The following is a 19,014-nucleotide window of genomic DNA, read 5'->3' as shown; positions in this document are numbered from 1 at the left end:
AGTGCGGTGAAAATTTCGTGTGTTTTTCCTTGCATTCTGCCGATGGCGATCAAGGCTTTCCGGGTAATGTGGATGTGACGGTGACTTACACTTTAACGGAAGAAAATTCAGTCAAAATTGAGTATGCGGGGAAAAGCGATCAGGATACGGCATTGAATTTAACTAACCACGCTTATTTCAATTTAGAAAACGCTGAGCTGGGGACAGATGTTCGTCATCACCGCTTGCGTCTGAATGCGGATTTCTATTTGCCGGTAGATAGCGAAGGGATTCCCAATTCGCCGTTAAAACACGTTGTCGGCACCAGTTTTGATTTTCGCGTTGCCAAGCCGATTCAACAGGATTTTATGCAAGGCGAACAGCTTGCCACCAAGGGCTACGATCATTCTTTTGTCGTCAACAAAGCCTGGCAAAAACCTTGTGTTTTGCTCAGTTCACCAAATGACGATTTGCATTTGGAAGTGCTTACCTCACAGGCGGCATTGCAGGTTTATACTGGAAATTGTCTTTCAGGCACACCCACTCGACATGACACGCAATATGCCGATTACAGTGGTGTTGCGTTGGAAACCCAATGTCTTCCCGACACGCCCAATCACCCTGAATGGCAAAACTACGGTGGCATTGTGAAAGCCGGTGAGGAATATTATCAATGGACGGAATATCGGTTTAAGGAACCGAGTAAATAAAAATATGGTGAAAATGCCAAGTGCTCAAAATTATGTGGCTGTTGCACAAAGCTGAAATGACCTTACAAAATAGCACCGCATTGAAGTAGCTTCCAATGCGGTGCTATTTTGGACTTACACTTCACTTTGATATGTTATGCACTTGCTAGATAATACCGTAAGTATTTTTGCGTAACCCATTTTTTTCTGTATAATTGGCAACCTTTTTAATGCGTTGTAAAACGCTTGAAAAAGTCCGTGTGGTGGAATTGGTAGACACGTTAGGTTCAGGTCCTAATGCCCTAACCGGTGTGCAGGTTCAAGTCCTGTCGCGGACACCAAATTAAAGACGGCGCAGATCAATAAAGATTTGCGCCGTTTTCAATTGATTTTTGTATTTGATTAAAATTTTATAGCGTTTGGGCGCTTCCTTTTGCGCTTTGGCGGTAAATATGGTACTTTTTGCCCATCAATTCGATAGTAATATTGTTAATTTTTATGAACGAAGAACACTCGACTAACCCAGCTGAAGTTACTAAAAAATCTTTTTTCCAATCCCTTTTCGGGCGCTTCTTTCAAGGCGAACTTAAAAATCGCGACGATTTGGTAGAAGTAATCCGAGATTCCGAACAAAACGACTTAATCGACCAAAACACCCGCGAAATGATTGAAGGCGTGATGGAAATTGCCGAATTGCGTGTGCGCGATATTATGATTCCTCGTTCGCAAATCGTTTTTATTGAAGATCAACAAAATTTAAATACGTGCCTCAACACGATTATCGAATCGGCACATTCACGTTTTCCGGTCATTGCGGATGCGGATGATCGCGATAATATCGCCGGCATTTTACACGCCAAAGATTTATTGAAATTTTTGCGTGAAGACTCGGAAGAGTTTGATTTATCAAAACTTTTAAGACCCACAGTGATTGTACCGGAAAGTAAACGCGTAGATCGTATGTTGAAAGATTTTCGATCTGAACGTTTTCATATGGCGATTGTGGTGGATGAATTTGGTGCGGTGTCTGGGTTAGTGACCATTGAAGATATCTTGGAACAAATCGTCGGTGATATTGAGGATGAATTCGATGAAGAAGAAATTGCCGATATTCGCCAACTTTCCCGTCATACTTACGCCGTGCGGGCGTTAACCGATATTGACGATTTCAACGAACAATTCAACACGCATTTTAACGATGAGGAAGTTGATACTATCGGCGGTTTGATCATGCAAGCCTTCGGTTATTTACCGAAACGCGGTGAAGAAATTACCTTGGAAAAATTACAGTTTAAAGTCACTTCCGCAGATAGCCGTCGTTTAATTCAACTGCGCGTCACCGTTCCGGACGAACATTTATCAGAGATAGATGTGATGGAAGAAAAGGCGGAGTAATACCTTTCTTTATTTTAAGCTCTGCGTAACCCTCGTTCTATTCGTAAACGCAATATTATTATTTATGAATAAATATATCATTTACCTCATCGCCTTAGTTTCCGGCGTGCTCGGCATATTCGCTTTTTCTCCTTTTGATTATTGGGGCTTAGCTTATGTCTCACTGCTCGGTTTGATTTTTGTAGCAAAAACATCGAAAAAGTCCACGGCACTTTTTGCTACCTTTTTATGGTCTATGGGCTTTTTCTGCTTCGGTGTGAATTGGTTGAATGTCAGCATTCATCAATTCGGTGGTGCTTCTTTAGGCGTAAGTTATTTTTTGGTGAGCTTACTTTCGGCGTATCTTGCGCTGTATCCGATGTTGTTCACTTACTTAGTACAACGTTTTAACGTGCAAAGTGCAGTTATTTTCAGCGTAATTTGGACGTTCACCGAATTTTTACGCGGCTGGCTGTTTACCGGCTTTCCTTGGTTACAATTCGGCTATACGCAGATCGACAGCCCGTTTTCAGGCATTGCGCCGATTTTTGGCGTAACCGGCTTAACGTTTTTTACTGTGTGGGCGAGTGCGAGTATTTTTAATGGTGTTTCTGCCTTGTTTAACGGGAAAAATCCGAAAATAGCGCTGTTCAATGCGGTGCTGTTGGCAGGGGTTGGCGGTTTGAGCGCTTATGCGCAACGCATTGATTTCGTAAAGCCCGTTCAAAATGAACCGCTTCGTGTTACCTTGCTGCAGGGCAACATAGAACAAAATCTGAAATGGGATCCTGATTATTTATATTCCACGCTGGAAATTTATCAAAAACTGATTACACAACATTTAGGCAAAAGCGATCTGATTATTTTGCCGGAATCTGCCTTGCCGACACTTGAAAATGCCCTTGTTCCGTTTTTTGAACGTCTTGACCGCGCAGGCCAAGCGGCTAATACAGAAATTGTGATCGGTACGGTTTATCAAGACGTGCACTCGGACAAATTATTCAATTCTATGGTAAGCGTCGGAAATCCTAATTTTCCTTATCGCCTTGAAACACCGAATCGTTACAGCAAACATCACTTGGTACCCTTCGGCGAGTATGTTCCGCTGGAAACGTTATTGCGTCCGTTAAATTCCGTGTTTAATTTACCGATGTCCGCTTTTCAAAGCGGTGCTGTAGCGCAACCTCCTTTTATGGCTAAAGCCCGAGTTTTTGCACCGGCAATTTGTTATGAGATTATTTTTGGTGAACTGGTGCGTCAAAATTTAAAAAATGATACCGATTATTTGCTGACGATTTCTAACGACGCGTGGTTCGGCAATTCCATCGGTCCTTGGCAACATTTACAAATGGCAAGAATGCGCGCGTTAGAATTGGGTAAGCCGTTGATCCGGGCCACCAACACGGGGATTTCCGTGTTTATTGGCGCAAAAGGTGAAATTTTGGCGCAAGCACCGCAATTTGTAGAAACCGCTTTAACTTACGATATTTCGCCGATGAAAGGAAAAACGCCTTATTCAGTGTTGGGCGATATGCCGCTTTATGGTTTGTCGTTACTGTTTTTGACGCTGCGCGGTATGATGGCCTTTATACGTCGGCGGATGAACCTTTCGCAAAAACCTTAGTCAAAGCCACCGCACTTTTGCGTTTGGGTTGAAAAATAACGAGATTTTAATGAATCAAAATTTAATCGAAGTAAAAAATCTCACCTTTAAACGGGGCAGTCGTGTGATTTACGATAACCTGAATTTACAGGTGCAAAAAGGTAAAATCACGGCGATTATGGGGCCTTCAGGAATAGGTAAAACCACTTTACTGAAATTAATCGGTGGTCAGCTGATGCCGGAACGAGGTGAGATTTTATTTGATGGACAGGATATTTGTCGCCTGTCGAATCGCGAGCTTTACGAAGTGCGTAAACGAATGGGCATGTTATTCCAATCGGGAGCGCTGTTTACCGATATTTCTACTTTTGATAACGTGGCATTCTCGATTCGCGAACATACCCGATTGCCGGAAAGTTTAATTCGTCAAATCGTACTGATGAAATTAGAGGCTGTGGGCTTGCGCGGTGCGGCGGAATTAATGCCGTCCGAGCTTTCCGGCGGGATGGCACGTCGTGCCGCATTGGCTCGTGCGATTGCATTGGATCCGGATTTAATTATGTTTGATGAACCTTTCACCGGACAAGACCCGATTAGCATGGGCGTGATCGTAAGCTTGATTAAACGCTTGAACGAGGCGTTGAATTTGACTTCCATCGTCGTTTCGCACGATGTGCAGGAAGTGTTAAGTATCGCCGATTATGCTTATATTATCGCGGATAAACACGTGATTGCGGAGGGAACGTCCGAGCAACTATTGCAAAGTCGGGATCCACAAGTGGTGCAATTTTTAAACGGCGAAGCGGACGGTCCGGTGAAATTTCATTATCCGGCTGGAAACTATGTGGAGGAATTATTCCGATGATCGTTGATATGATTTCTTCCCTCGGACGTAATGTGATCCAATTTTTCCAAGCATTGGGACGCGCTGGTTTTATGCTGTTCGGCGCATTAGTCGGTAAACCGCAGATACGTAAACATTTTCCGTTGTTGATTAAGCAATTACACGTGTTGGGCGTGCAATCGTTATTGATCGTAATGCTTTCCGGCTTATTTATCGGCATGGTATTGGGCTTACAGGGCTATGTCGTGTTGGTGGATTTTTCAGCCGAAACCAGTCTTGGTCAGCTTGTTGCGCTTTCATTGTTGCGGGAATTAGGTCCGGTCGTGACCGCGCTTTTATTTGCTGGTCGTGCGGGCTCCGCATTGACTGCAGAAATTGGCTTAATGAAAGCTACTGAGCAACTTTCCAGCCTTGAAATGATGGCAGTCGATCCGTTACGCCGAGTGATTGCACCGCGTTTTTGGGCAGGCGTGATTGCGATGCCGATTCTTTCCATTATTTTTATTGCTATCGGTATTTGGGGTGGCGCTTTAGTCGGTGTAGATTGGAAAGGCGTGGATGCGGGTAGTTTCTGGTCGGTAATGCAAAATGCCGTGAGCTGGAGTTACGATATCCTCAATGGATTTATTAAGAGCGTATTCTTTGCCATTGCGGTGGTGTGGATTGCGTTATTCAACGGTTATGATTGTATGCCGACTTCTGAAGGGATCAGTCAAGCCACAACAAGAACCGTTGTTCATGCATCATTAGTGGTACTGGGATTAGACTTTATCTTAACTGCCATAATGTTTGGGGCAGGTTAATAAGGGTATTTTTATGCGACAAACCGTTAAATATGAATTTTGGGTAGGCTTATTTTTGTTACTGGGTATCGGTGCTTTAGTATTTTTAGGTTTACGAGTGGCCAATGTGCAAGGTTTTGGCGAAAACAAATCTTATACCGTCACTGCAACTTTTGATAATATCGGCGGGCTAAAAGTTCGCGCTCCTCTTAAGTTGGGCGGCGTAGTGATTGGTCGAGTGAGTGGCATTGAGTTAGACGAAAAAACCTATTTACCGAAGGTGAACATCGAGATTAACCAAGAATACGATGAAATTCCGGAAAATAGCTCGTTGTCGATTAAAACGTCGGGGTTATTGGGCGAACAATATATCGCGTTGACAATGGGCTTTGATGACGGCGAAACCGCCATGTTAAAAAACGGTAGCCAAATCCAAGACACCAAATCCGCAATGGTATTGGAGGATTTAATTGGTCAATTCCTTTATGGCGATAAAAAATCTGAAGGTGATGCGACAAACGCAGAACCGGCAGCAAAATAATATTTTAGTTAGGAGATTTATGATGAAAATCAATCAATTAAAAAAATGGTTTACCGTTTTAACTTTTGCCGTGAGCACACTTTTCGTGACGAGCACCGCAATCGCGGAAACTAATCCCTATGTGTTGATGCAACAAGCATCGGATAAATTATTTTCAGACATTAAAGCGAACCAAGGTAAAATTAAACAAAATCCGGACTATTTACGTACTATCGTGCGTAATGATTTATTGCCTTATGTGCAAGTGAATTATGCCGGTTCTTTAGTGCTAGGTTCGTATTTTAAATCTACTACACCGGAACAACGCGATAAATTTTTCAAAGCTTTCGGAGATTTTATCGAACAAGCCTACGCGCAAGTATTGACCGCATACAGTAGCCAACAAATTCAAATAGAACCGGCAAAAGAAATCGGCGATAAAAACTTGGTGAACATTCGCGTGAATATCATGCAAACCGGTGGTGCAGCGCCGATTAAATTAGATTTTAAATGGCGTAAAAATAGTAAAACCGGGGAATGGCAAGCCTACGACATGGTGGCCGAAGGCGTCAGCATGGTCGTAACTAAACAAAATGAATGGAGCAGCATTTTACGTCAACAAGGAATTGACGCCTTGACTGCACAGATTCAAAAAACTGCGGCTCAACCTGTCACCTTAAGCAAATAATCTCGCCATGTTAAATTGGGATTTAGTACAAAACAATGATAAGATAGTGCTCCGATTTTCGGGGGAGCTATCTCGTAACACGTTGCTACCATTATGGCAGCAACGTGCTTCTTTTTTATCTGAGACAAAATTAACTCAACCATATATCGAATGGGATTTAATCGGTGTCACGAGAATTGATTCCGCGGGCTTTGCGCTGTTGTGCAATTTTTTACACGATAGCCAACAACTTCCTAATAAAACGGTGCGCTTAGTTAACCCCCCTCAACAATTACTTACGTTGGCGGATTTAGTCAATTTATCTGACTGGATTGCCTCGTTTACCGATAGTTATTAAAACGGAAAGCCGAATGGAACTGCAAGAAATTGAACGAATTTTAAAAGAAACATTAAACCTGAATGAAGTTTACGCTCAAGGCGAAAATGCGCACTTTGGCGTGATCGTAGTAAGTGATGAAATCGCGGCCTTATCGAAATTAAAACAGCAACAAACGATTTATGCGCCACTTATGCCTTATTTCAGTACGGGTGAGATTCATGCGTTGACGATCAAAACTTATACCACCGAAAAGTGGAAAATGGATCGTCTTTTACACCAAGCCAGTTAATTAGGATTTCTTTCATGGAAAAATTTCGTGTTTATGGTGGGCAGTCTCGTTTAAGTGGCACAGTGAGTATTTCCGGCGCTAAAAACGCTGCGTTGCCAATTCTTTTTGCTAGCATTTTAGCGACCGAGCCGGTTAAATTAACCAATGTGCCTGAACTCAAAGATATTGAAACCACACTTAAAATTTTACGTAAACTCGGCGTTATCGCCGAACGTGATGCCTCCAATGCGGTGCTGTTGGACGCATCCAAAATTGACCATTTCGTCGCACCTTATGATTTGGTAAAAACCATGCGTGCTTCTATTTGGGCGTTGGCTCCGTTAGTAGCGCGTTTTCACCAAGGTCAGGTTTCGTTGCCGGGCGGTTGTTCTATTGGTGCGCGACCGGTGGATTTACATATCAGCGGCTTAGAAAAAATGGGTGCCGATATTGTATTGGAAGAAGGTTACGTAAAAGCGCAAGTCGCGGATCGTTTGGTTGGCACTCGTATTGTAATGGAGAAAGTGAGTGTTGGTGCAACCTTATCGATGATGATGGCGGCGACCCTTGCCAAAGGTACGACCGTGATTGAAAACGCCGCGCGCGAACCGGAAATCGTGGATACAGCCGATTTCTTAAATAAAATGGGTGCGAAAATTAGTGGCGCCGGTTCCGATCATATTACAATTGAAGGGGTTGATCGTTTAACCGGTTGTGAGCACCGCATTGTACCTGATCGCATTGAAACCGGAACATTTTTGATTGCCGGTGCGATTTCCGGTGGTCGCGTGGTTTGTAAGAATACCAAAGCCGATACTTTGGATGCGGTCATTGATAAATTACGTGAAGCCGGTGCACAAGTAGATATTGCTGAAGATAGCATTACTCTTGATATGTTCGGCAATCGCCCGAAAGCGGTAAACATCCGAACAGCACCGCATCCGGGCTTTCCGACGGATATGCAGGCACAGTTCACGTTATTAAATATGGTGGCCGAAGGCACCAGCATTATTACTGAAACCATTTTTGAAAATCGCTTTATGCATATTCCGGAACTCATTCGCATGGGGGGAAAAGCGGAAATTGAAGGCAACACGGCAGTGTGTCACGGTGTAGAGCAACTTTCCGGCGCCGAGGTGATGGCGACAGACTTACGTGCCTCAATTAGTTTAGTTTTAGCAGGTTGTATCGCCTCCGGCGAAACTATCGTGGATCGTATTTATCATATCGATCGCGGTTATGAACATATTGAAGAAAAACTTCGCAGTTTAGGCGCGAAAATCGAACGTTTTTCTGATCAAAATATAGAAATGTAATGTACCATTCGGTAAAACAAAAAATGCGGTCAATTTAATCTGCCCCCCAAAATTTGGGGAGCAGATGATTTTTAACCGCACTTTTTTTCTTCAAGTGATATCTAACCCGCTACTTGTTTTTCACGAATTTCCGCCAGGGTTTTACAATCAATACAGAGATCGGCAGTCGGACGCGCTTCTAGACGACGAATACCGATTTCCTCACCGCAAGAATCGCAATAACCGAAATCTTCGCTATCAAGTTTTTTCAAGGTAGATTCGATTTTTTTCATTAATTTACGTTCGCGGTCGCGGTTACGCAGTTCCAAGCTAAATTCCTCTTCCTGAGTTGCACGATCAGCCGGATCCGGGAAGTTCGCCGCTTCATCACGCATATGCGCTACGGTGCGGGATGCCTCTTCCATGATTTGTTCGTGCCAAGCCGTTAAGATTTTACGGAAGTGAAGAATTTGATCTTCGTTCATATATTCTTCACCTTTTTTTGGTTGATATGGTTTAACGCCTGCAAGATCTAATAAACTTAGCGATGCTTTCGACATATCTCACTCCTAATACGAACAGATTTAAGCGTGAAGTTCACGACTTCCTGTCTATCATTATTATAGTTCGTTCTCTACTACTTTTCTGAGAACCCGATTTTTAAGGGCGATATAAATAGCAGAACTTAATCGGTTTAGCAAATAGAATTTCCCGATTAGAACTGGATTTTGCGATCCTGATCGCAAGATTGTCGGGATAAGATTGTCCTTTAATAAAAATCCCACTAGCGTTTGGCGCATCTTTGTTTTTTTGCCGATCGCCATGCCTTTTAATTTATTCATCCTTGCCGGAGCGATGATTTTTGCCTCCCTTTCGTTGTTAGTTTTACCGGACTTTCTTTTGTTAACCGATAAAACCCTATGGCTTTGTCTATTAGTGCTGATTCCGCTCTTATTGAGCGCTTATTTGTGTAAAAAAATATCGATTTACCGTATTTTGGTGGTGTTGATTATCATCGTTTCTGCATTAGCCTACGCTCATTCTTTCGCCCTGGATTTATTAAACCAAGCCAATTCGGTCTCGGCTCGCAAACAGCAATTAAGTTTTACCGTCGAGGAAGTGCTACATCAACAAGCATATCAAACAATCATTGCGCGAGCTCAATTGGCAGAAGGACAACCGGAACAACGTATTTTTTTGAATTGGAAAGCCGAAGGACGGCCTTTTTTAGGCGAACAATGGCAAGGCGAGGTTACTTTGCGCCCGCTTTCTGCAAGATTGAATTTGGGCGGATTTGATCGACAGCAATGGTATTTTTCCAAAGGTGTTATTGCCGTGGGAACGGTAAAAGAAGCGATTAAAATAGGTGAAAACTTTTCGTGGCGTACGACAAAATTACAACGCGCGTTACGACAAACCTCGGATCTGTCGCAACAAGGGCTGTTAATGGCGCTGGCATTTGGCGAACGGGCTTGGTTGGACGATACTTCTTGGAAAATTTACCAACAAACTAACACCGCGCATTTAATCGCCATTTCCGGTTTACATATCGGCTTGGCGGCTGGCATTGGGTTTTTATTGCTGCGCGCGTTACAATTTGCACTGCCGACATTGGCTATTCAACCGCTTTTGCCGATATTAAATGGGCTGCTTTTTGCGCTGCTTTATGCGTATTTGGCCGGCTTTAGCGTACCGACTTTACGTGCCATTTCCGCTTTAGTTTTTGTGGCTTTTATTCAATTTTCACGACGTTATTATTCCGCCTACCAGCTTTTCGTATTAGTGGTGGCGTTTCTATTGTTTTATGATCCGCTGATGCCCCTTTCTACCAGCTTCTGGCTTTCCGCCGGTGCGGTGGGGTGTTTGATCGTATGGTACCGCTATGTACCATTTTCCTTATTTCAATGGCGTCATAAACCTTTTTCACCCAAAGTTCAGTGGGTTTTAGGGTTATTTCATTTGCAATTCGGTTTGTTAATACTATTCACCCCTTTGCAGCTTTTTTTGTTTAACAGCGTGGCAGCAAATGGTTTTTTTGCCAACCTGATTGCCGTGCCATTGTATAGCCTCTTGTTGGTGCCGTTGATTTTGTTTGCGGTATTGACCGATGGCGCTTTTTATTCTTGGTCATTGGCAAACGGATTGGCAGAAACGATTACTCGGCTGATCGCTTTTTTTCAAGGTGAACAACTGACATTTTCCTTTAATTCGGCATTAATATTGACTGCAATTTGTAGCTTACTTTTTCTCCTACTGATTCGTTTTATTTATCGTGAACGAGCTATTTCCCCGCAAAATTGGCAAATTAAACCGTCCCGCGGTTTTACCTTAAATACAATCGAGCCTTGGTCTCCCGTTCGACGGAAAAAAATAACCGCAAGCTTAATCGGTATAGCGTTTTTGTGCTTGTCTTCGGTGCTTATTCGACAATGTTCGGCACCGCATTGGCATCTTGACACGCTTGACGTAGGGCAGGGCTTGGCCACTTTAATTGTAAAGAATAATCGTGCGATTTTGTATGATACCGGCGCTGCATGGAAAGGCGGTTCTATGGCGGAACTGGAAATTTTGCCTTATTTTCGACGCGAAGGTATTACGCCGGAAAAACTGATTTTAAGTCATGATGATAATGATCATGCCGGCGGTGCAAAAGCAATTTTAGAGGCTTATCCCAATGCGGTGCTAATTAGCCCTTCCGCGCAAAGCTACGGTGAAACGTATCGCATTGAATGTTTACAAGGCAAAGTTTGGCACTGGCAAGGTTTATCTTTAACTGTACTCTCCCCGCAGCACCGCATTGAACGCGCGGAAAATGCGGATTCTTGTGTGATTTTAGTCGAGGACGGCCGTCATCGCGTGTTATTAACCGGCGATGCAGAAATCAAAAACGAACAAGTATTCGCCCGTTCGCTGGGGAAAATTGATGTGTTACAGGTTGGCCATCATGGGAGTAAAACGTCCACCGGAGAATTTCTGTTAGCGCAAAGTAAGCCGGATATCGCCGTGATTTCCAGCGGACGCTGGAATCCGTGGAAATTCCCTCATCCTTCGGTGATGGAACGTTTGCGTCGTTATCAAAGTCGGGTGGAAAATACCGCGGTGTCGGGACAAATCCGAGTGAATTTTTATTCCGAGAAATTGACGGTTCAACGGGCACGTCACGCTTTTTCGCCTTGGTATGCTAGGGAAATTGGATTCTCAAACGAATAACAGGTACAATGCCGCCAATTTTTTTACAAGATAATAATTATGCAAAATCAAAAATTACAAGACGATTTTTCTACTGTGCAGACTTTTAAGCGTTTGTGGCCGATGATTAAGCCTTATAAAGCCGGTTTAGTAGTGGCGGGGGGCGCTTTAGTTTTTAATGCATTGGCAGATTCCGGTTTGATTTACTTATTAAAACCATTGCTTGACGAAGGTTTCGGTGAGGCTGATCACAGTTTTTTGAAACTGATGGCATTTGTAGTGATCGGGGTGATTTTTTTGCGTGGTGCCACTAGTTTTGTGTCTAATTATTGCTTGGCTTGGGTGTCGGGCAAAGTGGTGATGAATATGCGTCGTCGCTTGTTTAAGCATTTGATGTTTATGCCCGTGAGTTTTTTTGATCGCAATCCTACCGGAAAACTTCTTTCGCGCATAACTTATGATTCCGAGATGATTGCCAATTCTTCGTCGAATTCATTAATTACCATCGTACGCGAAGGCGCCTATATTATTTCCTTGTTGGTGGTAATGTTTTATACCAGTTGGGAATTGACGATCGTGCTTTTTATTATCGGGCCGATTATTGCAGTGCTGATTCGCACAGTGTCGAAAATTTTCCGCAAATTAAGTAAAAATATGCAGGATTCCATGGGCGAACTAACCTCTACCACGGAACAGATGCTGAAAGGGCATAAAGTGGTACTATCTTTCGGCGGACAATATGTGGAGGAAGAACGTTTTAATCAGGTGAGTAACGATATGCGTCGTAAAGGCATGAAAATGGTGACGGCAGATGCGATTTCCGATCCTGTGGTACAAATTATCGCCTCGCTTGCTCTCGCTGCGGTGCTTTATCTGGCAACCACGCCCTTAATTGCCGACGATAATCTGAGCGCAGGTTCTTTTACCGTGGTGTTTTCTTCCATGTTGGCGATGATGCGCCCGTTAAAATCTCTAACTAATGTAAACTCTCAATTTCAACGTGGAATGGCGGCCTGTCAAACATTATTTGCCATTTTGGATCTCGAACCGGAGAAAGACAACGGCAGTTATAAAGCCGAGCCTGCGAAAGGCGAAGTGGAATTTAAAAATGTTAGTTTCGCCTATCAAGGCAAAAATGAATTGGCGCTTAATCATATTTCCTTCAAATTGCCGGCGGGAAAAACTATCGCTTTGGTAGGGCGTTCCGGTTCTGGTAAATCGACTATCGCCAATTTGGTAACGCGTTTTTACGATATTGAACAAGGCGAAATTTTACTTGACGGCGTGAATATTCAAGATTATCGCTTATCTAATTTACGCGAAAATTGCGCGGTGGTTTCACAACAAGTGCATTTGTTTAACGATACCATTGCCAACAATATTGCTTACGCGGCGAAAGATAAATATTCCCGTGAAGAAATTATCGCTGCGGCGAAAGCGGCTTATGCACTGGAATTTATCGAAAAATTACCGCAAGGTTTTGATACGGTTATCGGCGAAAACGGCGCTAGTCTGTCCGGCGGTCAGCGCCAACGTTTAGCAATTGCTCGCGCATTATTACGCAACTCACCGGTATTGATTTTGGATGAAGCGACTTCAGCATTAGATACGGAATCCGAACGCGCAATTCAAGCCGCATTGGAAGCATTGAAAAAAGATCGCACTGTATTGGTGATTGCGCATCGCTTGTCCACTATTGAAAACGCCGATGAAATTTTAGTCATCGATCACGGCGAAATTCGTGAACGCGGCACTCACCAACAATTACTTGATTTAAACGGCGTGTACAAACAGTTGCATAATATGCAATTTAATGGTTAACCACGGATGAATGAAAAACGCGAGTTAGAAAACTCGCGTTATTTTATTTTGTATGATTAGAAAGGATAGGCTATGCCATTTTGGTACTCTCATTCTAAACTCGCTTGGCTATTTTTGCCTTTTTCTCTTTTATTTTGGTTACTTAGCCGAATTCGTCGTGCGTTATTTTCTCTCGGCTTAAAATCCTCTTATCGCGCGCCGAAGCCGGTAGTGATTGTTGGCAATTTATCCGTTGGCGGCAACGGTAAAACGCCGGTAGTGATTTGGTTGGCTGAAGAATTAAAAAAACGTGGATTGCGCGCGGGGGTGATCTCTCGCGGCTACGGCAGCAAAGCGCAAAACTATCCTTTGCCGGTAACAGCAAACACGGATCCTGTTAAAGGCGGTGACGAACCCGTATTAATCGCAAAACGCACCGGTGTACCGGTAGTGATTGCGCCGAATCGGCGGCAAGCCATCGAATTGTTGTTAAAGCAAGCTGAGTGCGATGTCATTATTGCCGACGACGGTTTGCAGCATTACTCGCTACAGCGCGATGTTGAAATAGTCGTAATGGATGCAGAACGCGCGCTGGGCAACGGTTTTTTATTACCGGCAGGGCCTTTGCGCGAATTACCGAGTCGCTTGAAAAGCGTAGATTTTATTATTACCAACGGCGGCAAAAATCAGTACTCCAATGCGGTGCTGAAATTGATCCTCAACTATGCAATTAATTTAAAAACCGACGAGAAGCGCCCATTAAGCGCTTTCCAATGCGGTGCAGCTATTGCCGGCATCGGCAACCCGCAACGCTTTTTTACGATGTTGGAAAGGTTGGGAATTCGTTTGAGCGAAACTCAAGCTTTCCGAGATCATCAACATTTTTCTGCGGCTCAGTTGGAAAAAATAGCATCAAATCAACCGCTCTTTATGACTGAAAAAGATGCCGTAAAGTGCCAAGCTTTTGCTCAAGATAATTGGTGGTATGTGCCGGTAGAAGGAGAAATCGTCGATGCAGACGAATCCGGCGAAAATCTTGCGTGCTTTTGGGCAAAAATTGAAGCTTTGGTGGAGAAATATCGTCATGGCTAAAAGCTTATTAAATCCCAAATTGCTGGAAATTCTTGCATGCCCGCGTTGTTTGGCGCGCTTGCAATATGATGCGCAACATCAACGTTTGATTTGTCGCTATGAGCGTCTAGCCTACCCGATTAAAAACGGCGTGCCGCTGTTGCTTGCCGAAAAAGCAGAAACTTTGAAAGAATAAGGAAAAGATTATGACATTTAGCGTAATTATTCCCGCCCGTTTTGCGTCGTCACGTTTGCCGGGCAAACCGCTGGCTGATATTGCTGGCAAGCCGATGATTCAACATGTATTTGAAAAAGCACGGCAGTCCGGCGCAAGCCGTGTAATTATCGCCACCGATAATAAAAATGTGGCGCAAGTGGCAAAAGATTTCGGTGCGGAAGTTTGTATGACCGCCGAACATCATAATTCCGGTACGGAACGTTTGGCGGAAGTGGTGGAAAAATTAGCCATTGCAGATGACGAAATTATAGTCAATATTCAAGGTGATGAGCCGTTAATTCCGCCGCGAATTGTGCGTCAAGTGGCGGAAAACTTAGCCAATTTTAAGGTGAATATGGCAAGCCTTGCGGTGAAAATTCAGGAGCCTCAAGAATTATTTAACCCGAATGTGGTGAAAGTGTTGACCGATAAAAACGGTTATGTGCTATATTTTTCCCGTTCGGCGATTCCTTACGACCGCGATCAATTTATGAATTTGCAAGAGCCGGCGAAGGCGCAACTTGCCGATGTTTATTGGCGCCATATCGGCATCTACGCCTACCGCGCCGGTTTCATTAAACAATACGTGCAATGGGCGCCGACTGAGTTAGAAAATTTAGAAAAACTTGAACAGCTACGCGTGCTGTGGAACGGCGAACGCATTCATGTGGAATTAGCCGAAGAAGCGCCGGAAGTCGGCGTAGATACGGCAGAAGACTTGGAGAAAGTACGTTCAATTTTAGCCCGACATTGATTTTTATACATTCGGTTGCATCTTGCCCATTCGTATTTTCCCGTTCGGGCTTATTTTTTATTTAAGCGCGTTTAGTCTAATTATTTGTTTTAAAGTGAAATTAATGAAAAGTATTCCTTTTATTTCAACCTTTCTTTTATCGACGTTTACCTTTGGATGCTCAAGCAGTGAATCGGATGCTCGCTACGGCACCGCATTGAACTCTCAAAATAGCACCGCATTGAACCCAAGCTTTATTGCTTCAATTGACGCGGATGCTACTTACGATAAGTCCCGCACGCCAGATAATTTTGATGATTACGTACAATTTTTAAAAGGCAAAGCGGCGGCACAAGGTGTGTCGAAATCTGTATTGGCGGCGCAAAATAATATCCGATATGTGCAAAAGGCAGTGGATTTAGATCGTGCACAAGCGGGCAGCATTAAAAAACGTGACCCGAATGCACCGCCGATTTTAAATCCAAACGGCACGACAAACTATCTCAATAAGGTGCTGACCGATAATAAAGTAGCCATTGCCGAAACGCGTTATTGGGAAACTTTGGCGCCGTTGCAACGAGCCAGTCAACGTTATGGCGTGCAGCAGGAATATATTTTAGCGCTGTGGGGGATGGAAAGTAGTTTCGGGCATTATCAAGGTAATTATGACGTGCTGTCTGCTTTGGCTACGTTGGCCTTCGAGGGACGACGCGAGGCTTTGTTCGGGAAAGAATTTATCAATGCGATGAAAATGTTGGAACGCGATCATATTCGTCGCGAACGTATGCTTGGTTCGTGGGCGGGAGCTATGGGGCAAACTCAATTTATGCCGAGTGCGTTTTTAAATTATGCGGCGGACGGCGATGACGACGGCGTGAAAGATATTTGGACAAACCAATTTGACGCGTTCGCCTCTATTGCGAATTATCTACATACCGTGGGGTGGAATGATAAATTACCTTGGGGGGCGGAAGTGATGTTAACGCAACCAATGGCGTTATCTTTTGCCGGTGTTGAGAAAGAGAAAGCCCGTTCATTAAGCGAGTGGCAAAGCTTAGGCGTAGCGCCTTTGAATTTTAGTGCGCAAGAGCAAGAAAAATGGAGTGTCCTTGCCGATACGCCGCTTTGGTTAGTTCGCCCAGATAGAGAAGTGGGGCGCGTATTTTTGGTATCTAATAATTTCCGTACCATTTTAGATTGGAATAAATCTAATTATTTTGCAGTGAGTATCGGTATGTTTGCCGAGCGAATTAAGGACAGAGTGGGATTATAAGAATTCGGGATACGAAAAAAGTGCGGCAAATTAATTGACCGCACTTTTGCGTTTAAGAGAGGAATTATTTTGCTGCCGGTGCTTGAGCCGGGGCAGGATTTAATTTTGCTTCGATTTGCGCGCTAAGTTGTGCTAAAGCTTGCATTTCGCTTTGTAATTGTTGTGCTTTTTCAACGTAAACTTTTTGTTCCGCTTCATCTTTGACATTAGCTTGTGCGACTAGTAATTCGCTTGCAAGAGCTAAGACGTTTTTTGTTTTAGTTTGTGCCGATTTAATTAAATCGGATTTAATTTCTAATGCGTCTAAGCTTGCGATGCTTGCTTGAACGGTTTTATTGAATTCTTCAATTGCTGCCTTAGCTTTGTTTTCATCTTGCGCAACGATTGCAGCTTGTAATTCTTGTTGTAGTTTTTGTTGGCTTTGCGCTTGCGCTGCACCCTGTTGTTGATTCCACGCAACTAATTTTTCGTAGTCCGCTTTTTCTTGTTCTTCTGCACTTAATGCAGGCGCTGTTTCAGCCGGTTTTGTTGCCTCAGCCGGTTTTGCTGCCTCGGTTTGTTGTGTGGTTTCTGGTTTTGCGTTATTTGCAGGTTTGTCCGCCGGTTTATCGCAAGCGGTTAAGAATAACGCGAATAATGCGGTTGCGCTGATTTTGGTAAATTTGTTCATAAATAATCCTTTAAGTTGAAATTTAAGTATATTTTTCTTAGCGGAAAAGCCAAGCCCTGTTAAGACCGTCTATTCTCGGCTTAGTTTCATTATTTTTCAAGAATTTATTTTAAGTCCGGGATAAATTCTGAAAGTGCGTGAATTTCTTCATCGCTTAAACGTTGTTTAGCCGGATTACCGGCACCGACAATTTTGCCACTTTTATGATCAAAAAGTGCGCTTGAAATTTCCTCTGCGTTTAACTGATTGATAATTTTTGATTCGCCCATCGCCGGTTTTTCGCCGCTTTTGCCGTGACAAGTAGCGCAGGAACGTTTATAAATTTTTTCAGCCTTGGCTAAATCAGGATTAGCGGGAGATTCCGCTTGTACGAAAAAAGAAAAACAACAAAGCGCACCGAGTAAAAAGTAAATTCGTTTCATAACTTATCCTTTAAAAAGTTTATCCAACTCTTTTTGCGGAATTTTTCCCTCAAATTTTGCTTGAATATGGCCGTCTTTATCAATAATAAAAGAGGTTGGCGTACCGACTAATTGATAACGTTCTGCGGTGATTTTCATTTGATCTTTAATGACCGGTTGTGTGATTTGGCGTTTGTTCACCACGGCTTGCGTATCGGCTTTTTCGCCGTCCACGTTAATTGCGATCAATTGCACCTTATTTGGATATGTTGCTGCGATGCCTTCCAATTCTTTTAATTCTGCTACACAAACGCCGCACGTTTCTGACCAGAATGTGAGCAGACGTGTACCTTGCCAATCGCTTAACTTCGCTTGTTTGCCTTGCAAGTCGTAGGCGACAATTTCCGGCGCTGCGTCGCCGAGACTGGCGGTTTGCTCTTTGCAGCAAACGGTGCAGAGAACTGCCGCACTTAGCGCCAGTAATTTTAATCGTTTATTTTGCATGTGTTTCCTCTTTGATGAATTTACCATGGTGTAAATAAATTACGCGATCGGTCAGCTTACCCAACTCGGGATTATGCGTCACCATCACGATGGTTCGGCCTTGACGGTTTAAGCGTTGTAATAAATCAAGCACTAAGGCCTCATTTTTTTCATCCAAATTGCCTGTTGGTTCATCGGCGAAAATTACCGGTGGCTGGTTCACCAAGGCACGCGCGATACAAACCCGTTGTTGTTCGCCGCCGGAAAGCTGACTAGGACGGTGTTCAATGCGGTGCTCTAAGCCGACTTGTTTCAGTACCGCTTTGGCAGCGGCTTCATCAATCACGCTATGATAATGTTGCGCCAACATCACGTTTTCCAACGCTGTCAAATAAGGAATTAAATGGAATTGTTGGAACACCAAACCGATTTTTTCTGCGCGGAAGCGTTGACGACCGGTTTCATCCAGTTGTGCCGTATCTATGCCGTCTAATATCACTTTGCCTTCGCTGGCGGTATCTAATCCGGTCAGAATATTCATCAAGGTAGTTTTACCCGAGCCGGATGCCCCCATAATGGCGACAAATTCGCCTTCGGCAATTTGAATGTTAATGTCTTCCAGCGCTGTTACTTGGTCGAAGCGTTTGTATAAATGCTGGGTTTCGATTACAAAATTAGTCATACTTTTCTCTTTGTGCCATGGGTGGATCTACCCACGGTTACGTATAAACGTTCCCCGTTGGGGAACTTACAATTTCTACCCAAAAGAAAAGGGTAGGGCTATGCTTAACCTAGAGTAACGAATTACCCTAGACA

At 43.6% G+C, this 19,014-nt stretch carries 21 protein-coding genes and 1 tRNA gene; 17 read left to right on the top strand and 5 right to left on the bottom strand.

Annotated elements, in window-relative coordinates:
* From ACO59Y_RS03525 to murA, 11 genes are all read left to right on the top strand, one after another.
* On the top strand, window positions 1-689 hold a 689-nt coding region (locus ACO59Y_RS03525), incomplete at its 5' end, for a galactose-1-epimerase (RefSeq protein WP_486130684.1).
* Window positions 690-922: 233 nt separating this feature from the next.
* A tRNA-Leu gene (locus ACO59Y_RS03520) sits at window positions 923-1,009 on the top strand.
* Between the two features lie 157 nt (window positions 1,010-1,166).
* Window positions 1,167-2,063: a CNNM family magnesium/cobalt transport protein CorC gene (gene corC / locus ACO59Y_RS03515; protein WP_486130682.1), complete on the top strand. Its 897-nt coding sequence runs from the start codon at window positions 1,167-1,169 to the stop codon at window positions 2,061-2,063.
* A gap of 64 nt (window positions 2,064-2,127) precedes the next feature.
* The gene (gene lnt / locus ACO59Y_RS03510) at window positions 2,128-3,666 is read left to right on the top strand and encodes an apolipoprotein N-acyltransferase (protein ID WP_486130680.1); all 1,539 of its coding nucleotides are present in this window, start codon (window positions 2,128-2,130) and stop codon (window positions 3,664-3,666) included.
* A gap of 49 nt (window positions 3,667-3,715) precedes the next feature.
* The gene (gene mlaF, locus ACO59Y_RS03505) at window positions 3,716-4,510 is read left to right on the top strand and encodes a phospholipid ABC transporter ATP-binding protein MlaF (RefSeq protein ID WP_486130678.1); all 795 of its coding nucleotides are present in this window, start codon (window positions 3,716-3,718) and stop codon (window positions 4,508-4,510) included.
* Complete coding sequence (mlaE, locus tag ACO59Y_RS03500) at window positions 4,507-5,292, top strand: lipid asymmetry maintenance ABC transporter permease subunit MlaE (protein WP_486130676.1); 786 nt, start codon at window positions 4,507-4,509, stop codon at window positions 5,290-5,292. Before mlaF ends, mlaE begins: the two co-directional genes overlap by 4 nt.
* 13 nt (window positions 5,293-5,305) lie before the next feature.
* Window positions 5,306-5,812: an outer membrane lipid asymmetry maintenance protein MlaD gene (gene mlaD, locus ACO59Y_RS03495; protein ID WP_373604155.1), complete on the top strand. Its 507-nt coding sequence runs from the start codon at window positions 5,306-5,308 to the stop codon at window positions 5,810-5,812.
* A 22-nt stretch (window positions 5,813-5,834) separates the two neighbouring features.
* Window positions 5,835-6,479 carry a phospholipid-binding protein MlaC gene (mlaC, locus tag ACO59Y_RS03490; RefSeq protein WP_373604320.1) on the top strand — a complete coding sequence of 215 codons (645 nt, stop codon included), beginning with the start codon at window positions 5,835-5,837 and terminating at the stop codon, window positions 6,477-6,479.
* Between the two features lie 7 nt (window positions 6,480-6,486).
* Window positions 6,487-6,816, top strand: a complete 330-nt coding sequence (locus ACO59Y_RS03485; protein ID WP_486130674.1) for an STAS domain-containing protein — start codon at window positions 6,487-6,489, stop codon at window positions 6,814-6,816.
* 13 nt (window positions 6,817-6,829) lie between these two features.
* A complete protein-coding gene (locus ACO59Y_RS03480; protein ID WP_486130672.1) occupies window positions 6,830-7,087 on the top strand; it encodes a BolA family protein in 258 nt (85 codons plus the stop codon).
* Window positions 7,088-7,101: 14 nt separating this feature from the next.
* Window positions 7,102-8,382: a UDP-N-acetylglucosamine 1-carboxyvinyltransferase gene (gene murA, locus ACO59Y_RS03475; RefSeq protein ID WP_486130670.1), complete on the top strand. Its 1,281-nt coding sequence runs from the start codon at window positions 7,102-7,104 to the stop codon at window positions 8,380-8,382.
* A 101-nt stretch (window positions 8,383-8,483) separates the two neighbouring features.
* Here murA and dksA read toward each other — a convergent pair whose 3' ends face one another.
* Window positions 8,484-8,921: an RNA polymerase-binding protein DksA gene (gene dksA / locus ACO59Y_RS03470; protein WP_373604159.1), complete on the bottom strand. Its 438-nt coding sequence runs from the start codon at window positions 8,919-8,921 to the stop codon at window positions 8,484-8,486.
* Window positions 8,922-9,183: 262 nt separating this feature from the next.
* On the opposite strand from dksA, the gene ACO59Y_RS03465 reads away from it, so the two are divergent.
* From ACO59Y_RS03465 to ACO59Y_RS03440, 6 genes are all read left to right on the top strand, one after another.
* Window positions 9,184-11,571, top strand: a complete 2,388-nt coding sequence (locus tag ACO59Y_RS03465) for a DNA internalization-related competence protein ComEC/Rec2 (protein WP_486130668.1) — start codon at window positions 9,184-9,186, stop codon at window positions 11,569-11,571.
* A 39-nt stretch (window positions 11,572-11,610) separates the two neighbouring features.
* A complete protein-coding gene (gene msbA, locus ACO59Y_RS03460; RefSeq protein WP_486130666.1) occupies window positions 11,611-13,371 on the top strand; it encodes a lipid A ABC transporter ATP-binding protein/permease MsbA in 1,761 nt (586 codons plus the stop codon).
* 72 nt (window positions 13,372-13,443) lie between these two features.
* Window positions 13,444-14,442 carry a tetraacyldisaccharide 4'-kinase gene (gene lpxK, locus ACO59Y_RS03455; RefSeq protein ID WP_486130664.1) on the top strand — a complete coding sequence of 333 codons (999 nt, stop codon included), beginning with the start codon at window positions 13,444-13,446 and terminating at the stop codon, window positions 14,440-14,442.
* Entirely contained in the window at window positions 14,435-14,617 is a 183-nt protein-coding gene (locus tag ACO59Y_RS03450) for a Trm112 family protein (protein WP_486130662.1), read from the top strand. The genes lpxK and ACO59Y_RS03450 overlap by 8 nt, the downstream gene beginning before the upstream one ends.
* A gap of 10 nt (window positions 14,618-14,627) precedes the next feature.
* A complete protein-coding gene (gene kdsB, locus ACO59Y_RS03445) occupies window positions 14,628-15,392 on the top strand; it encodes a 3-deoxy-manno-octulosonate cytidylyltransferase (protein WP_486130660.1) in 765 nt (254 codons plus the stop codon).
* 103 nt (window positions 15,393-15,495) lie between these two features.
* A complete protein-coding gene (locus ACO59Y_RS03440) occupies window positions 15,496-16,644 on the top strand; it encodes a lytic murein transglycosylase (protein ID WP_486130658.1) in 1,149 nt (382 codons plus the stop codon).
* 64 nt (window positions 16,645-16,708) lie between these two features.
* Here the strand turns inward: ACO59Y_RS03440 and ACO59Y_RS03435 are convergent, their stop codons facing one another.
* The 4 genes from ACO59Y_RS03435 to ACO59Y_RS03420 all read right to left on the bottom strand — a co-directional run bounded on the left by ACO59Y_RS03435 (window position 16,709) and on the right by ACO59Y_RS03420 (window position 18,880).
* Complete coding sequence (locus ACO59Y_RS03435) at window positions 16,709-17,314, bottom strand: lipoprotein HlpB (RefSeq protein ID WP_486130656.1); 606 nt, start codon at window positions 17,312-17,314, stop codon at window positions 16,709-16,711.
* Between the two features lie 104 nt (window positions 17,315-17,418).
* Window positions 17,419-17,736: a c-type cytochrome gene (locus ACO59Y_RS03430; protein ID WP_486130654.1), complete on the bottom strand. Its 318-nt coding sequence runs from the start codon at window positions 17,734-17,736 to the stop codon at window positions 17,419-17,421.
* Window positions 17,737-17,739: 3 nt separating this feature from the next.
* Entirely contained in the window at window positions 17,740-18,219 is a 480-nt protein-coding gene (locus tag ACO59Y_RS03425) for a TlpA family protein disulfide reductase (protein WP_486130652.1), read from the bottom strand.
* Window positions 18,209-18,880: an ABC transporter ATP-binding protein gene (locus ACO59Y_RS03420; protein ID WP_486130650.1), complete on the bottom strand. Its 672-nt coding sequence runs from the start codon at window positions 18,878-18,880 to the stop codon at window positions 18,209-18,211. Before ACO59Y_RS03420 ends, ACO59Y_RS03425 begins: the two co-directional genes overlap by 11 nt.
* Between the last annotated feature and the right edge of the window lie 134 nt (window positions 18,881-19,014).

The sequence above is a fragment of the Rodentibacter sp. genome, from assembly GCF_057314195.1.
Note: the sequence above shows the minus strand (reverse complement) of the source record. Positions and strands in the feature narration are given on the sequence as shown.

What these genes read in the sequence shown, in the direction of transcription:
- corC (WP_486130682.1), top strand. Translation starts at nt 1,167, where the DNA reads ATGAACGAAGAACACTCGACTAACCCAGCTGAAGTTACTAAAAAATCT.
- lnt (WP_486130680.1), top strand. Translation starts at nt 2,128, where the DNA reads ATGAATAAATATATCATTTACCTCATCGCCTTAGTTTCCGGCGTGCTC.
- mlaF (WP_486130678.1), top strand. Translation starts at nt 3,716, where the DNA reads ATGAATCAAAATTTAATCGAAGTAAAAAATCTCACCTTTAAACGGGGC.
- mlaE (WP_486130676.1), top strand. Translation starts at nt 4,507, where the DNA reads ATGATCGTTGATATGATTTCTTCCCTCGGACGTAATGTGATCCAATTT.
- mlaD (WP_373604155.1), top strand. Translation starts at nt 5,306, where the DNA reads ATGCGACAAACCGTTAAATATGAATTTTGGGTAGGCTTATTTTTGTTA.
- mlaC (WP_373604320.1), top strand. Translation starts at nt 5,835, where the DNA reads ATGAAAATCAATCAATTAAAAAAATGGTTTACCGTTTTAACTTTTGCC.
- ACO59Y_RS03485 (WP_486130674.1), top strand. Translation starts at nt 6,487, where the DNA reads ATGTTAAATTGGGATTTAGTACAAAACAATGATAAGATAGTGCTCCGA.
- ACO59Y_RS03480 (WP_486130672.1), top strand. Translation starts at nt 6,830, where the DNA reads ATGGAACTGCAAGAAATTGAACGAATTTTAAAAGAAACATTAAACCTG.
- murA (WP_486130670.1), top strand. Translation starts at nt 7,102, where the DNA reads ATGGAAAAATTTCGTGTTTATGGTGGGCAGTCTCGTTTAAGTGGCACA.
- dksA (WP_373604159.1), bottom strand. Translation starts at nt 8,921, where the DNA reads ATGTCGAAAGCATCGCTAAGTTTATTAGATCTTGCAGGCGTTAAACCA.
- ACO59Y_RS03465 (WP_486130668.1), top strand. Translation starts at nt 9,184, where the DNA reads ATGCCTTTTAATTTATTCATCCTTGCCGGAGCGATGATTTTTGCCTCC.
- msbA (WP_486130666.1), top strand. Translation starts at nt 11,611, where the DNA reads ATGCAAAATCAAAAATTACAAGACGATTTTTCTACTGTGCAGACTTTT.
- lpxK (WP_486130664.1), top strand. Translation starts at nt 13,444, where the DNA reads ATGCCATTTTGGTACTCTCATTCTAAACTCGCTTGGCTATTTTTGCCT.
- ACO59Y_RS03450 (WP_486130662.1), top strand. Translation starts at nt 14,435, where the DNA reads ATGGCTAAAAGCTTATTAAATCCCAAATTGCTGGAAATTCTTGCATGC.
- kdsB (WP_486130660.1), top strand. Translation starts at nt 14,628, where the DNA reads ATGACATTTAGCGTAATTATTCCCGCCCGTTTTGCGTCGTCACGTTTG.
- ACO59Y_RS03440 (WP_486130658.1), top strand. Translation starts at nt 15,496, where the DNA reads ATGAAAAGTATTCCTTTTATTTCAACCTTTCTTTTATCGACGTTTACC.
- ACO59Y_RS03435 (WP_486130656.1), bottom strand. Translation starts at nt 17,314, where the DNA reads ATGAACAAATTTACCAAAATCAGCGCAACCGCATTATTCGCGTTATTC.
- ACO59Y_RS03430 (WP_486130654.1), bottom strand. Translation starts at nt 17,736, where the DNA reads ATGAAACGAATTTACTTTTTACTCGGTGCGCTTTGTTGTTTTTCTTTT.
- ACO59Y_RS03425 (WP_486130652.1), bottom strand. Translation starts at nt 18,219, where the DNA reads ATGCAAAATAAACGATTAAAATTACTGGCGCTAAGTGCGGCAGTTCTC.
- ACO59Y_RS03420 (WP_486130650.1), bottom strand. Translation starts at nt 18,880, where the DNA reads ATGACTAATTTTGTAATCGAAACCCAGCATTTATACAAACGCTTCGAC.